Annotated in this window: 8 protein-coding genes; 5 read left to right on the forward strand and 3 right to left on the reverse strand. The window is 67.5% G+C overall.

Going from position 1 to position 15,741, the window contains the following annotated elements:
* From ACN675_RS11795 to ACN675_RS11810, 4 genes are all read left to right on the forward strand, one after another.
* On the forward strand, nucleotides 1–261 hold a 261-nt coding region (locus ACN675_RS11795), incomplete at its 5' end, for a response regulator transcription factor (protein ID WP_420751043.1).
* Nucleotides 252–1,868, forward strand: a complete 1,617-nt coding sequence (locus ACN675_RS11800; RefSeq protein ID WP_420751044.1) for a hypothetical protein — start codon at nucleotides 252–254, stop codon at nucleotides 1,866–1,868. The genes ACN675_RS11795 and ACN675_RS11800, both read left to right, overlap by 10 nt.
* 66 nt (nucleotides 1,869–1,934) lie before the next feature.
* Nucleotides 1,935–3,251, forward strand: a complete 1,317-nt coding sequence (locus ACN675_RS11805; protein WP_420751045.1) for a S1 family peptidase — start codon at nucleotides 1,935–1,937, stop codon at nucleotides 3,249–3,251.
* Between the two features lie 165 nt (nucleotides 3,252–3,416).
* Nucleotides 3,417–4,709 (forward strand): S1 family peptidase, encoded by a 1,293-nt coding sequence (locus tag ACN675_RS11810; protein WP_420751046.1) that lies wholly within the window; start codon nucleotides 3,417–3,419, stop codon nucleotides 4,707–4,709.
* A 76-nt stretch (nucleotides 4,710–4,785) separates the two neighbouring features.
* Here the strand turns inward: ACN675_RS11810 and ACN675_RS11815 are convergent, their stop codons facing one another.
* Nucleotides 4,786–5,283 carry a hypothetical protein gene (locus tag ACN675_RS11815; protein WP_420751047.1) on the reverse strand — a complete coding sequence of 166 codons (498 nt, stop codon included), beginning with the start codon at nucleotides 5,281–5,283 and terminating at the stop codon, nucleotides 4,786–4,788.
* A 348-nt stretch (nucleotides 5,284–5,631) separates the two neighbouring features.
* Nucleotides 5,632–6,324 (reverse strand): ammonium transporter, encoded by a 693-nt coding sequence (locus ACN675_RS11820; RefSeq protein ID WP_420751048.1) that lies wholly within the window; start codon nucleotides 6,322–6,324, stop codon nucleotides 5,632–5,634.
* A gap of 411 nt (nucleotides 6,325–6,735) precedes the next feature.
* Here ACN675_RS11820 and ACN675_RS11825 point away from each other — a divergent pair, with 411 nt between their 5' ends.
* Entirely contained in the window at nucleotides 6,736–10,005 is a 3,270-nt protein-coding gene (locus ACN675_RS11825; protein ID WP_420751049.1) for a (Fe-S)-binding protein, read from the forward strand.
* Nucleotides 10,006–10,071: 66 nt separating this feature from the next.
* Here the strand turns inward: ACN675_RS11825 and ACN675_RS11830 are convergent, their stop codons facing one another.
* Nucleotides 10,072–15,507 (reverse strand): amino acid adenylation domain-containing protein, encoded by a 5,436-nt coding sequence (locus ACN675_RS11830; protein ID WP_420751050.1) that lies wholly within the window; start codon nucleotides 15,505–15,507, stop codon nucleotides 10,072–10,074.
* Nucleotides 15,508–15,741: the final 234 nt, after the last annotated feature.

Raw genomic sequence — 15,741 nt, forward strand, 5'->3', positions numbered from 1 at the left:
ACGACCGGACCGTTGTCCGAACGCGAAGCACAGGTCGCCGACCTCGTGGTTTCCGGCCTGACCTATCGCGAGGTCGGTGCACGGCTGTACATTTCCGGCAAGACCGTCGAACATCATGTGGCCAGGATCCGGCGCCGACTCGGTGCCGGTTCCCGCTCGGAGCTGATCTCCATGCTCCGTGCGATGGGGCACGGGGGCGACGGTCGCATTAGTACGAGTAGTAGCAGTGAGAAGAAGGGGGGAACTTCGGCATGTCCGTAGGCGTCGGCCTGCGCGTGGGCACCACCGTTGCATCGGTTGCCGTGACCTCCGCCGTCCCCGGTCAGCCGGGTCCCGCACCGATCGAACGTCGAAGTGCAGTGCACCTGCACCAGGACGGTACCGCGACCCTCGGCGAGATCGACCCGGTTCTCGATCAGGGTGCCAGTTCCTTCACCAACTTCCTGGAACACGTCGGCAACCAGGCCGGCATCCGCGCCGCGGACGGATCACTGTCCCGCGCCGAGGACCTGGTGGCGACCGCGATGGAATGCCTGCTGGCCGACGCCGCGCCGCTGATCGGCGACCGCGAGTACACCGTCGTCGCGACCCATCCGACGGACTGGGCGCCCTCGACCGTCGCGGTGCTCCGCAACGCCCTCGACTACGTCGGCCTGCGGCACGTGTCGCTCGTGTCCGACGCCGAGGCCGCCGCGGCCTGGTTCGAATCCCAGGTGTCGCGTCAGACCGGCCGTCTCGTCGCGGTCTATCACATCGACGACCTCGGTTCGACGGTCACGCTGGTCCGTGCCGGTATCGCCGCGGGCAAGCCCGTCCGGTTCGGGATCGCCGACGCACCGCCCGTCACGAAGCAGCTGTCGACGGCACTGGCAGGCTTCGGATGGCAGATGGCGAACCTCGATGCCGTCGTCGTCACCACCGATGAGAACGTGGACACCGCCGCAGCGCAGCTCGTCGCGCAGTCCGTCAAGGCCGGGCTGGGGACGAGGTGCGCGCTCGCGCCGGATCCGCACCAGACGATGGTGCGCGGCGCCGCGCTCGCGGCCGCGGCCGGTTCCGTCGAGTACCTCGGTTCGACACAGATCATCCCGACGACCCGCACGAGTCTGCCGCGCAAGCAGACTCCGCAGGGCAACGGGTCCGCTCCGCGACTCGTCGATCCCGACGCCACCACGGTGATCCCGAAGGTCGCGCCCCGCGAGCCGCACCGCGCGATGCCGACCGCGCAACCTCCGAAGCCCGATCGAGCCACCGCGTCGACGGCCCGGGCGGGCGACGTGGCGACGATCGCACCGGACGAGGACTCGCCCGAGCGGCGTCCCTCGCCGATCCTGCTGGCCATCTGCGCCGCGGCGGTCGTGCTGCTGGCCGTGGTGGGCGTGCTCGTGCTGACGCAACGTGGTTCGGCCGCGGAGACCGGTACGTCGGTGGCCGACCAGCGTGTGACCGCGACCATTCCGGAACTGCAATCGCCGCGCCCCACGCCGGCGAAGACCAGCGCCACGTCGACCACCACGAGTGCGCCGACGACGACGTCCGAAGCGGAGACCACGACTACCACGCTGCCGCCCGCACCCGTGGTGGCCTCGGTCGACGACTCGACGGCCACGGCGGAACCGGCGGAGACCACGACTTCACGTCAGGCGGAAGCGGTCACCACCACCACGGTGCCGCAGACCACGACCACCAGACCGGCCCCGGGTTGGCAGACCACCGAGGAGAAACCCACGCGGAGCCGGGACCGGGACACCCCGACACGAACAACGACGAGGCAGACCCCGACTCCGACCAGTACCCAGAGCGAGCCAGGGGGATCGCCGAGCACGGGTCCGGGTTCTTCCTCAACTCCCCCCGGGAACGATTCCTAGCCGAACCGCTCCCGTAGGCTGTTTCCGATCGTCGTAACCGCACATCGATCACAACGAAGGGCTTTCATGCGTCTCTCGCCGGCGTCGCGCGCCGCTGCACGTACCACTGCTCGCCGGCTGGCTGTCGCTGCCGCGTCGGCGCTGCTGCTGGTCGGTCCGTTCACTGCGACCGCTCAGGCGGACCCCGCGGACGAGCTTCCGGCCGAGTTGGTCGAGGCGGTCCAGCGCGATCTGCAGATGTCTCCCGAGGAGTACCTCGAGCGGTCGGCTCGGGCGCAGGAACTCGGCGAGTACGCCCGTGGTTTCCGGTCCGAGCGTCCCGCGGACTTCGCGGGCGCGTGGATCAACCGCAACGGCGAGCCGGTCGTCGCGGTCACGAACTCCGATGCGGCCCGCAAGGCCGAGAGCGACGGTTACACCGCGACGGTCGCGCCGGTGTCCGCCGACGGTCTCGAGTCGGCGCTCGCCGAACTGAACCGCTGGGTCGCGGCACTGCCGCGCGATGTGGCCGGTGTCGTGCAGTCCACCTCGATCGACGTGCTCAACAACCAGCTCGTCGTCGACGTCGTGAACACCCCGATCGGCCGTGCACTGAATCTCCCGTCGCTCATCGCGAACGTGCAGGTGCAGCTGACGCCGGGCCTGCCGCCGAACGATCCGGCGCCGCTCGGTGGTGACACCTACATCACCGCGGACGGCGACGTGCGTTCCACGCCGCTCGATCGCATCGGCATCTGCTCGTTCGGGTTCAACGCGGTCGACTCCAACGGTGACGCGGTGAACGTCACCGCAGGCCACTGCGACGCGGTAGCCCGCGCGCAGGGTGGCTCCACGGTGTACCTGCCGAACCGCGAGAACATCGACGAGAGCACCCGCATCGGGGCGTTCACCCGTTCATCGGTCGGCACCGACAGCCCCCTCGACTACGGGATCATCGGCTTCAACGAGGCCGGTGTCGACGCCGGGCTGAACCGGCCGGTGGTGCGCGGCGGCAACGGCTCGACGCTGACGGTCACCGGCACCGCGGTTCCGGTCGTCGGCGCCCCGGTGTGCAAGTCCGGCCAGTCGTCGTACTTCACGTGCGGAATCGTCTCCGCCGACCGCATCGAGACCCAGCTGGTCTACCCCGACGGTGACAGCACCACGATCCGCGGCTTCGCGACCACGGTGTGCACGCTGTCCGGGGACAGCGGCGGCGCGATCGTCACCGGCACCCTCGCGCTCGGCGTCATCAGCGGTTCGAACAGCGCCGGCGCCCCGGACTGCGTGGAGGCGAACCTGGTGCTCGCCCCGAACGGCGGCACGTCCAGCCTGGGCATCCCGATTCGCGACATCGAGAACGCGACGGGCACGCGGGTTCGAACCGCTATCGCACCTGCCTGACCCGCCGCCATCCACCCCGCTTCACCCCATATGATCTGACGCATCGACCGCCGCCCCGCGTTCGGGACGGCGGCTTTGCATAACAGCCAGACCAGACCGTGTAGACAGCAAGATCCCTGTAGTCGCCGAACCTGCACACGAGCAGGACCTATGAGGAAGGCATTCATGCGACGCTCCTTCGCACGTCGGGCAGCGGTGATCGGTTCGGCAGCAATGTTGCTGCTCGGCCCCACCATCGCCTCGGCGCAGGCCGAACCGGCCGACAAGCCCGCCGACCTGCCCATCGAGCTGGTCGACGCGCTTGCGCGCGACCTCGGCATCAGCCCCGAGCGATTCATCGCCGATGCCGACCGCAGTCAGGAGCTCGCGCAGTTCGCGGCGACCGCCCGTGAGAAGTTCGCGGACGTGTTCGCCGGTGTCTGGCTCGACGAGCAGGGCACCCCGACGGTCGGCCTGGCCGACGGCGACGAGCACGACGCCGCGCGCGACGCCGCCGAGGACGAAGGATTCACCGTTCAGCCGGTCGAGCGCAGCGAAAACGAGCTGGAAGGCCTGTCGAAGCAACTGAACGACTGGCTCGACACCCAGCCGCCCGCGGTCGCCGATCTCGTGCGCGGCATCGCGATCGACCTCGTGCACAACGACGTCGTGGTGCGCGCCTCCGATGTCGCCGGCCTGCAGCTCCCCGACGCCCTCCAGAGCGCGCGTGTGCTGCTCGCCCCGGCCACCCTGGAACCGGAGCTGCTGAAGCTCGAGCCGATCGCCGGGCTGGCCTCGGCCGATGCGCTGTTCGGTGGCGACGCCTACGCGGCGTTCGGCGCCGGCACCGGCCTGCGCTGCTCGCTCGGGTTCAACGGTGTCGACGGTTCCAATCAGCCGGTGAACATCACCGCCGGTCACTGCGACCCGAACCGTGCCCAGGCCGGCACGCAGTACGCCTCCGAGGTCTTCCAGGTCATCGGTGACGGACTCGGCCAGAAGGTCGGCACGTTCGAGAAGACCAGCCTCGACCACCGCGACTACGCGCTGATCCGCCCGACCTCCGAGGCTCGCGGCCGCTTCGAGAACAACGGCGTGCGCGTCCCGTTCGCAGCGCCGCTCGCCGTCACCGGCACCGCCGAGCCGGTCGTCGGCGCGCCCGTGTGCAAGTCCGGTGTCCGCACCGGGTACAGCTGCGGTGTCGTGACGGCCGCGAACCAGTCCGTCGAGATCGGCCACCGTGTGCTCGACGGTGGTTTCTCCACCAACCTGTGCGCCCTGCAGGGCGACAGCGGCGGCACCCTGGTGACCGGCACCCTCGCCTTGGGTATCTCCAGCGCGTCGAACGTCGGCCAGTACCAGATGTGCGAGATCGCCGGCGTCGTCAGCGGCATCCTGGGCGAGAGCCCCGAGCTGTACGCCACCCCGATCTCCGCGATCCTCGCCGAGAACCCGGGTCTGAAGGTCCGTACCTGGTAACAGGTCCACACATCGAAAAGGCCGCCTCCTGGATGGGAGGCGGTCTTTTCGGTTCTCGGGTACCGAGCGGGAGCGCTCAGGCGCAGACCGGCGAGGTCAGCTGCGCGAGGGAGACGAAACCGCAGGCGTTGTCCTTGGACAGCTTCCACACGCCGTCCTCGGCGACGAAGACGACGGTGCCCGGGTTCGGGTTGCCTCCGATGATCATGTCGATACCGGCGGTTGCGGTGCCGTCGCCGCCGTCGACCACGTCGACGACGGTGATGACCGCGTCGTTCGCCTTCGCTGCGGCAGCCACCTGGTTGATGAGCTCCGGGTCCTGCTCGGCGCCCTGAACGAGCGGAATCTTCTGCTCGAGCGGCACCGTCTCGTCGAAGGCCATCGCCAGGGACGCATTGAGCTCAGCGGCCGTCGGGACCGGCGGATACGCGGCAGCCTCGGTGGTGGTGGTAGCGGCGGTGGTGGTCGTCGAGGTTGCCGCCCCCTTGTCGTCGCTCTCGTCCGAGCCGCAGGCCGTCATCGTGAGTGCAGCGGCAAGTGCCGCGGTGGCGACAGTCGTCTTCCCAAACTTCAAGTTCTTGTTCCTTTGCATTCTTCGGTTCGAATCCGACAGCCCTGTGTTGGGCGATTCCCCCTTGCGAACCGGGGATCAGGATACCGGGGTCCGCCGGCCGCGACCGGGCGGGCGATACACGCCGAGCGAGACGCCTGCCACCTTCGCGCCGCCGGAATAGTTACGATCCGTACTTTCCGTCACCAACGAAATTGAGGTACCACCAGTGCTGGGCGTAATCGTCGATATCCTCGAGTACCTGATCCAGATCTTCATTTACTCCGGCTCCGTCGGCTGACGGAATCCATCCGGAAAACGGGTTCGGCCCGGCACCGAGGGGTGCCGGGCCGAACCAGTTTCACGACGAAATCACGCGTAAGGCGTGGTTCCCGGAGGAGCGACGAGGGTCTGGATCAGGCCGATTCCGGCGACGACCAGGGTCGGACCACCGGCGACGATCGTGCCGATGACGCCACCGACACCGGCGCCGGCAGCGCAGCCGGCAAGGAAGCCCGGAAGAATCCCGACCGGGGTACCGACCAGACCGCCGATGACACAGCCGATCACGGTTCCCGACAAACCGCCCACTGCAGTGGCGATACCCAGCTGCTGGGAGAAGTTGCTCTGGGCCTTCATGTTCTCGTCGACCGACGCGACGTCCTGCAGCTTGAGGCTGACCGGCGTCAGGCCGCGAGCGACCTTGTCCTCCGGTGCGACCGGGGTGGCCTTCGACAGGTCGGTGACCGGGGTCAGCGTGAGGGTCTTGCCGTCCTCGCTGATCTCCCGCTCGAGCGGCAGCTGGAGGTCGCCGAGCTGGATGGCGAGCGGCAGGCTGACGACGGCGTTGCCGTCGGCGTCCTGGAGCTCGACGCTCTCGCCGTCACCCGAGACCTTGAAGGCGCCCGCGTCGATGACGGTCACGACCGACTGGCCGTCGATCTTCGACTCGTAGTTGATTTCGTCCTGCGCAGCCTCGACGGGCGCCGCGTACGACGCGCCCGCAGTGATCCCCATCGCCGCGATGGTCATGGTGGCCACCGCTGCAAGCTTCCTGAGCTTCATTTGTTCCCGTTCTGTGACATGTGGCGCACGCCCCCGACGGACGCCCCCCTGGATGGATCAGCTTTGCACCGCAAAGTTTCACTCCCCATAGCGAGAAACCCCAGCGTGCAGGCTGTTGCAGATCATATCCGAAATCACACCCAACTTCGTTACCGGGTGGTGCCACACATGTGAGCGAAAAGCCGTGTGACGGTCGCCGATTCGAGACCCGGTAGGGACTTAGGTCATCCTGAGCAGTTGGGGTAAACGGTCCGACCTCTACCTTGTGGCATAGAACCATCAGCACTTCGTCACAAGTTACCCGCCAGTAACAAGATTGCCAGCAGTTACCGGCGAGTAACTTGTGACGCGCTACGATGCTGGGGCTGATACCAGGCGGCCCGGAGCCGCCCCCGACACGAAAGGCCACGTATGAATGCCCTGACGATCACGTTGGGCACGATCGGCGTGCTGCTGAGCCTCGTGTGTTGGTACTCGTTCATCGGCGGGGCCCTGAAGATGGTCAACACCGTCCGGATCGGCCAGCCGGCCCCGGATCGGTGGCGTCCGTTCTTCCCGCGCTTCAAGCAGATGATCGTCGAGTTCCTCGCACACACGCGAATGAACAAGTTCCGTACGGTCGGCTGGGCCCACTGGCTCGTGATGGTGGGCTTCCTGCTCGGCGCCATCGTCTGGTTCGAGGCATACGGACAGACGTTCAACCCCGAGTTCCACTGGCCGATCATCGGTGGCACTTCCGTCTACCACTTCATCGACGAGATCCTCGGCCTCGGCACGGTGATCGGCATCCTCACGCTGATCATCATCCGCCAGCTGAACCACCCGCGTCAGCCGGGCCGGTTGTCGCGTTTCGGCGGCTCGGACTTCAAGGCTGCGTACTTCGTCGAGACCGTCGTCCTCATCGAGGGCCTCGGCATGATCTTCGTGAAAGCCGGCAAGATCGCCACCTACGGCGGCGGCCACGCGAGCACCGACTTCTTCACGATGAACCTCGCCAAGCTGCTGCCGGCGAGCGCCGTGATGGTGTCGATCTTCGCGTTCGTCAAGCTGATGTCCGGCATGATCTGGCTCTACATCGTCGGCCGCAACATCACGTGGGGTGTGGCCTGGCACCGGTTCGCTGCGTTCTTCAACATCTACTTCAAGCGTGAGGACGACGGCGACGTCGCGCTCGGCGCGGTCAAGCCGATGATGTCCGGCGGCAAGCCCGTCGACATGGAAGACGCCGACCCGGACAAGGACACCTTCGGTGCCGGCCGGATCGAGGACTTCTCCTGGAAGGGCTGGCTGGACTTCACGACCTGCACCGAGTGCGGTCGCTGCCAGTCCCAGTGCCCCGCCTGGAACACCGGTAAGCCGCTGTCTCCGAAGCTGCTGGTGATGTCGCTGCGCGACCACGGCTACGCCAAGGCCCCCTACCTGCTGGCCGGTGGCCGCAAGGACCTCGGCGGCGACGAGGTCGGCCTGGTCGACGCCGAAGGCAACGTCAACGAGGCCGCGCTCGCGAAGATCCCCGAGGCCGCCCGCGCCGAAGCCGACCGCAAGCTCGTCGGTGAAACCGCCGAACTCGTCGAAGCGGGCGAGTTGGCGCCGGTCATCGACACCGAAACGCTGTGGTCGTGCACGAACTGCGGTGCATGTGTCGAGCAGTGCCCGGTCGACATCGAGCACGTCGACCACATCGTCGACATGCGTCGCTACCAGGTGCTCATCGAGTCGGACTTCCCGTCCGAGCTCGCGGGTCTGTTCAAGAACCTCGAGAACAAGGGCAATCCGTGGGGCCAGAACTCCAAGGACCGCCTGAACTGGATCTCCGAGATGGACTTCGAGATCCCGGTCTTCGGTCAGGACGCGGACAGCTTCGACGGCTACGAGTACCTGTTCTGGGTCGGTTGCGCCGGTGCCTACGAGGACCGGGCGAAGAAGACCACCAAGGCCGTCGCCGAACTCCTCGCCACCGCGGGCACCAAGTTCATGGTGCTCGGCGCCGAGGAGACCTGCACCGGTGACTCGGCTCGCCGCGCGGGCAACGAGTTCCTGTTCCAGCAGCTGGCACAGCAGAACATCGCGGTGATCGACTCGGTGTTCGAGGGCACCGAGAAGTCCAAGCGCAAGATCGTCGTGACCTGCGCGCACTGCTTCAACGCGCTGAACAACGAGTACCCGGAGGTCGGCGGCCACTACGAGGTCGTCCACCACACCCAGCTGCTCAACCGCCTGGTGCGGCAGAAGAAGCTGGTGCCGGTCGCGCGTCTGGGCGAGGACGTCACCTACCACGATCCGTGCTTCCTGGGTCGCCACAACAAGGTGTACAACGCGCCGCGTGAGCTGATGGAAGCCTCCGGTGCGACGCTGCGCGAGATGCCGCGTCACGGCGAACGTTCCATGTGCTGTGGTGCCGGTGGTGCCCGCATGTGGATGGAAGAGCGCATCGGTAAGCGCATCAACATCGACCGCGTCGACGAGGCACTGACGACCGCGCCGTCGAAGATCGCGACGGGTTGCCCGTTCTGCCGAGTGATGCTCACCGACGGTGTCACCGCCCGCCAGGAACAGGGCCAGGGTGAAGGTGTCGAGGTCGTCGATGTCGCGCAGCTGATGCTGTCGTCGATCTCGCGGCTCGAGGCAGGCCAGCTCAGCGCGAACATCAAGGTCGTGCAGGCCGAGAAGCCGCACACCCCGGTCACCGCCGAGGTCGAGGCCGAGGAACTCGAGGCCGAACGTGTCGCCGAGGTCGAGGAAGCCGCAGTTGCTGCTGCTCCGGCAGCTGCCGCAGCCCCGAAGGGTGGCGGCCTGCAGATGAAGGGCGGTCTGAAGGCCCCGGGTGGCAAGCCCGGTGGTCTGCAGATGAAGGGCGGCCTCAAGGCTCCCGGCGCGAAGACCGAGGCCCCTGCTGCTCCGGCGGCCGAGGCACCTGCGGCTCCGGCAGCACCTGCTGCCAAGCCGGGCGGGCTGGCCATGAAGGGTGGCCTGAAGGCTCCGGGCGCCAAGAAGGCTGCGCCTCCGGCCGCTGCCGCACCGGCGGCGGAAGCACCGGCCGCCGAGGCTCCGGCGACCCCGGCCGCACCGAAGGCCAAGCCCGGCGGACTGGCCATGAAGGGCGGCCTGAAGGCTCCGGGCGCCAAGAAGGCCGCGGCTCCGGCCGCTCCGGCACCGGCTGCCGAAGCTCCCGCCGCCGAGGCTCCGGCCGCAGCCGCACCCGCCGCAACGGAACCGCCGAAGGCGAAGCCGGGCGGACTTCAGATGAAGAGCGGGTTCAAGGCTCCGGGCGCCAAGAAGGCATCGGCACCTGCCGCTGCGGCTGCTCCGGCACCGGCTGCCGAAGCTCCCGCATCCGAGGCTGCGGCTGCTGAGGCTCCGGCTGCTGAGGCTCCGGCCGTCGCGGCAGCCACCGTGACGGAACCGCCGAAGGCCAAGCCGGGCGGGCTCCAGTTGAAGAGTGGATTCAAGACGCCGGGCGCCAAGAAGGCTGCGGCTCCGGCCGCTGCGGCCCCGGCACCCGCCGCTGCACCCGCAGCGGAAGAACCCACTACCGAAGCGGAGACACCGGTGGAGACGCAGGCGTCGGCGCCCGCTGCGGATGTTGCCGCAGCGAACTCCGAGGCACCGGCACCGCCGGCCGCGAAGCCCGGTGCGTTGGGCTTCAGGTCCGGCGCCAAGGCCCCCGGCCGACGCAAGTAGGCAACACGACGCAGCGTGCCCCTCACCGAAAATCGGTGAGGGGCACGCTGCGTTTCGAGCGGCAGACTAGTCGAGGAGCTCACGCAGGACCGGGCCGATCACGACGAGCGCGTCGGGTGCGGTCATGTCCCAGTGCGCCGCAGGTACCGGGTGATCGATCACGGTTCCGCTGGCTGCCTCGTTCCATCCAACTGCTCCGGGCCCGGCGACCTCATGATCGGCAGCGGCGGTGAAGTACACGATGTCCCCGTCGAACTGCTGTGGCCGATAGTTCTCCATCAACCGGACGTTCCGCTCGGCGTCGGCTGTCAGCTTCCCGACCACGTTCGCGACGTGGGCGCGGGGCAGCCCGGTCAACGACTGCAACCGCGCAACGATCACGTCCGGATCCCACGGGTCGTTCGCTGCCGACACAGCGGAATCGAGGCCGAGACCCGCGAGGATCTCGCTCGTCGACACTTCACGACTGCCGGCCTGCGAGGCGACGGGCGGTACGAAGCTGTCCAGCATCGCAAGCATCTCGACCTTCTCCCCCATTGCCTGCAACTGCACCGCCATGGCGTGCGCCACCACGCCGCCGAGAGACCATCCCAGCAACCGGTACGGGCCGGACGGGTAGACCCGCCGGATTTCGGTGACGTAGCGGTGTGCGAGTTCGTCCAGCGAGGCCGGGCAGAACCCGTCGTCGACGACGCCCGGGCTCTGCACACCGTAGAGGGGGGTGTCCACATGCTTCGACAGGCCCGAGTAGGGCCAGGCCAGGCCGGTGATCGGATGGATGCAGAACAGCGGAGCACCGGAACCGCCGGCGCGTAGCGGCAGCACCGTCGAGAACGGATCGCCGACGATTGCGACGTCGTGTTCCAGCCTGCGCGCCAACGCCCCGGTCGTGGTCTCGGTCAGCAGCCACTGGACCGGGACCGGTCTCCCGAGTTCGTTCTGGATCTGCGCGACCGCGCGGATCGCAAGGAGCGAATGGCCGCCGGACACGAAGAAGTCGTCGTCGAGTCCGATCCGCTCACGCCCCAGGACGTCCTCGAACGCTCGTGCCACAACGTGTTCGATGTGGGTGGCCGGCGGCCGGTATTCCGCGGGGGACGGCGTCGCCGGAACCGGGAGGGCCCGTCGGTCGAGCTTGCCCGACGGGGTCAACGGCAGTGCGTCGAGTGCGACGAGGAAGGTCGGCACCATGTACGCGGGCAGGATCTCGCCCAGTCGTCGACGAACCGCGTCCACGTCGACCGAGGTTCGGGGAACCAGATACGAAACGAGGACCTCTGTACCCGAGGCAGTCCGGCGCGTCGTCGTCACGACATCGGCGACGTCGGCGACGGCCCGGACGGCAGCGTCGATCTCGCCCAGTTCGATACGCAAACCCCGCAGCTTGACCTGATGGTCGATTCGCGCGATGAAGTCCAGGCGTCCGTCCGGTCGGCGGTACACCAGGTCACCCGTCCGATACATGCGCCCGGGCGCGACCGGGTTCGCGACGAACCGTTCCGCGGTGAGACGCTGCGCACCCAGGTAACCGCGGGCCAGGCCCTCCCCGGCGAGGTACAGCTCACCGATCCCGCCGAGCGGCACGGACCGCAGGCGGTTGTCGAGAACGAGGGCGGTCGTGCCGGGAATCGGGCTGCCGATCGTGACCTGCTCGCCGACCTCCTCGGCCGTCGCCACGATGGTCGACTCCGTTGGTCCGTACGCGTTGATCATCGAACGGTCGGGCACCTGGGGATGCGACGACCACTGCGTTGCGAGTTCGGGCGGCAGGGCTTCACCTCCCACCGCGACGACACGCAGCCCGCCGGATCGGGCGGGATCGAGGGACGCCAGAACCGCGGGGGTGGACAGGAAATGCGTCACCCGCTGGTCGATGAGGAACTGCTGCAGGTCCTCGCCGGCGAACACGTCGTGCGGCGCCACGACGAGGCAGGCGCCCGAGGCGAATGCAAGCAGCATTTCCAGTTGCGCCGCATCGAATGCCGGGTTGTAGCCCTGCAGCACACGGGAATTCGGCGTCACGCGATAGGCACTCACTGCCCAGGATGCGAGTGGCCCCAGCCCCCGGTGGGTGACGACGACCCCCTTGGGCAGCCCGGTGGAACCCGACGTGTAGATGACGTAGGCCGCGTCGTCGATCGACACCGGTGCATTCACAGGCTCCGCGGAACCGGTGAGCGAGTCCACTTCGACCCAATCGACCCACGAGCCCACACCGTCGGCAGGTTCCTTCTCACAGATCGCGACATCCACACCCGCTCCGCGCATTTCCTCGTCGATGCGGTGGTGCGGCTGGTTCGGATCCAGCAGCAGGTAGGCGGCGCCGGTCTTCGCGACCGCCCAGATGGCCGTCACGAGCCCGGCCGAGCGTGGCATCATCAGCGCGACCACGTTCCCGCGGGCGACACCGGCCTCAACGAGTTCCTGCGCCAATCGGTTCGATCGCTCGTCCAGTTCCCGATAGGTCAAGGTCGTGTGGGTATCGGCCACTGCCGGGAGTTCCGGATGGCGCGCCGCCGTATCGGAAAGGATCCGAGCCAACGTCCTGGGTGCGCCGGGAGCTTCCCCCTCGAGCGGACCTCCGGATTCCAGCGGAATGTCCCGGACCTCGATGGCCGGGTCCGCAGCAACGGATTCGAGAATGCCCTCCAACTGGCGGGCGATCGACTCCGCAAGAGATTCACCGAAAAGGTCTCGAACGAAACGTATTTCGATATCGATGCCCGCCACGTCGGCGCCGGTCGACAGTTCACGGAACGCGACGATCAGGTCGAGGTCCGCCGCCACGGACTCGTCACCGATGCCCGAGATCAACCCGACCTGTGGGTGCCGTCCGCCCAGGAGATCCGCGAGCTCGGCGTAGGGAACATCCACGGCTCGGAACGCCTGAGCATCGAAATCCTTTGCCACCCGCACCAGCTCACCGAACCTGTACCCCGGGTCGACCACGGTCCTGAGCGGGATCACGTTGCTACCGGTTCGAGATTCGATCGGTGCGCCGATCACGACGTCGTCGTCCTGCCCGAGTCGCGACAACAGCACCGAGAGCGCTGCGTGTACGAGAACGAACGTCGAGGCTCGCTCCCGCCGAGCCAGCACGACCAGCGCGCGATGAATCTCCACCGGTACGTGGGCTGTGGCCGTGCCGAATGTCCGGGCCGAGCCGGAGGCGGAAGTGCGCTCAACCTGCAGCGGCGCTGGGGTTTCGATACCGTCGAGAGCGCGTCGGCGTTCCGCCGAGGCCGCTGATGACGTGTCCCCGGACTCGACCGGGCGGAGCCGATGTTCGTGATCCCAGTAGCCGAATCTGCCCTGGCGGTACATCCGGCTTCCGGGAGGACCCACGGGATTCGCAACGAATGTCGTTGCCGTCCAGCCGGGCCGGCCTTCGAATCCCCGGGTCCACGCCGAGGCCACCAGATAGATCTCGCCCATCGAGTCGGGCGGTACCGGCCTCAGTCGCCCGTCCAGCAGGATCGCCGAGACGCGACTGTCCGGCAGACCGGACCCCTCCACCGCGTCGGACGGATCGAGGCGACCGAGAATCTCGTCGATCAGTGCCAGGCCGGGTCGGATGCGCTGCCGCGCGCCCTCGTCGTCGGGGCTGTTCGCGATCGCGAGGGTCCGGAGCAGGTTGGAGGCGCCGAGCTGGGTCATGGTCAGGCTCGCCGGCGGTCCGAACGGGGTGGATACGTAGCCGACGCAGGCCGCGTGGTCGAGGCGGATCGCATGCCGACGCTCCGGGTCCGGCGGCGTGTCGGCAGCGCGGGTTTCGTCCACGTCGATCCGGAGCACTCCGGCCGGGACGAGGAGCGGATCGGAGGCGATCGCGGCGACCACGCCGGCGTCCGCGAAGAAGAGGGCACGAACCGGTTCGGGAAGTTCCGGGTCGATCGGGACGAGAGTGGCGCCGCTGCGGATCACACCCCACGTCGCCGCGACCCGCTCGTTCGAGGGCGGCAGGACCACCGCGACCCGATCTTCCGCACCGAACCCGCGCTCGACGAGGTTCGCGGCGATCTGCCGGGAACGTTCCTCGAGGTCGTACCTATCGACGGTGTGCAGTCGGTTGGTGCGGTCGTCGGTGCAGTAGTCGCCCAGCACGTCGATCAGGGTTTGTTCGACGCCGGCTGCCGGTGTGGCGATCCGGGAGACCACGGCGCGCTCCGCTGTGGTGAGAATTTGGTAGTCGCCGATCGCGACGGTCGGCCCGGCAGTGACGAATGTCTCCAAATATCGCAGGAAACGTTCGTGGTGGCGTTCCAGTTCGTCCGGTTCGTAACGCGTGGGATTTGCTTCGAAGTCGATTCGTAGTCTGTTCGGATGAATTCCGGGGTAGATCGAAACGGACAAATCTTCGACCGGCCCGGTGCTGAGGACGTTGTATTCGCCGGTCACTTCGCCGAGCACAATTTCCCGGTGGAAGAGCATGATATTGACGAGGGGTCCGAAACCGGCGCTGCCGGCGGTGAGTCCGGACATTTCGCGGTACATGTCTTCGTATCGGTACCGCTGGTGCCGCAATGCCCCGGTGATCTCGGCCTGGATCGTCCGGACGAGGTTCTGCGGGGTGGCGGTGGGTTCGACGCGCATTCGTAGCGGCACCACGTTGGCGAGAGTTCCCCCGGACCGCTTCGCGGCGGCTGTGGTGCGAACCGCGACGGGCAGGCCCAGCACGATGTCGCTCTGTCCGGTCATGCGGGCGAGGAACGCCGCGAACGCAGCAATGACGATGGGTACCGCGGTGGTGCCCCAGTCCGCCGCTGCCGCATCCACATACCCCAACAGATCCGGACTCATCTCGTGCCGCACGAGGCGGGACGGCATGCGCGGGGGACCGGATCGGTCGGTCAGGCGCGCCGGCCGGGGCAGGTCCGCGACTCGCTCCGCCCAGTAGGCCCGATCGTCCTCGAATCGGGCACTGGTCCGGTACGCGTCCTCCATTGCGTACAGTTTCCGCAGGTCCACGGCTTTCGACGGCGGCGCCTCGGTGCCCTGTATCGCGTGCGTGTACAGCTCGGCCACCCGATTCATCAGCGTCATCGCGCCGTGGCCGTCGAGCACGAGGTGATGGGCCACGCTCAGCCAGAAGTAACGGTCTTCGGCGATGTGGAGCAGCTCGGTGGCGATCAGCCGATCCCGGTACAGATCGATCGGTCGGCTATACCGCTCGACCATGTAGTTCCGGGCCGCCTTTACCGGATCGTTGTCTTCCCGGAAGTCCCGATACCGAAGCGCGTCCTCGATGGTCGGATCCACGACCTGGTAGGGCTCGCCGTCCCGGTCGAGGATCAGCAGCCCGGGCGACAGCAACTCACGGGACGCCCGGTCCGCCGCATCGACGAGCACATCGAATTTCAGAGGGCCGCGAACGTCCACGTACTGGGCAATTGTGTACGGAACATCGGGAGAAATCTGCTGAGCAACGAAGAGTCCCCGCTGTGAGTGTGCCAGCGGAAACGGCGACAATGATGTTGATTCGCCGTCGCCCGACTTCGGCACGCCCGACCCCTTTTCGACACTCGGTGATCCCCGTACGCCACTGCGTACGTACAAAGACTTATCCTAGCGGGGAAAGAATCGTTACCTTTCGTATACATGACTGCACTCGGGGAGCGGTCGTATGTGTTCGACATCCGGTTACCGATCGGCGGAGACGGAAGCCTAGGAGTTGCATTTCATGGATGATCGGCCCAGCACTGAGCCGACCGGCGCAGGCGCCCTCCGGGAGGGGAG

The organism is Rhodococcus sp. O3, assembly GCF_048897285.1.
In the GTDB taxonomy this organism is placed as follows: Bacteria; Actinomycetota; Actinomycetes; order Mycobacteriales; family Mycobacteriaceae; genus Rhodococcus.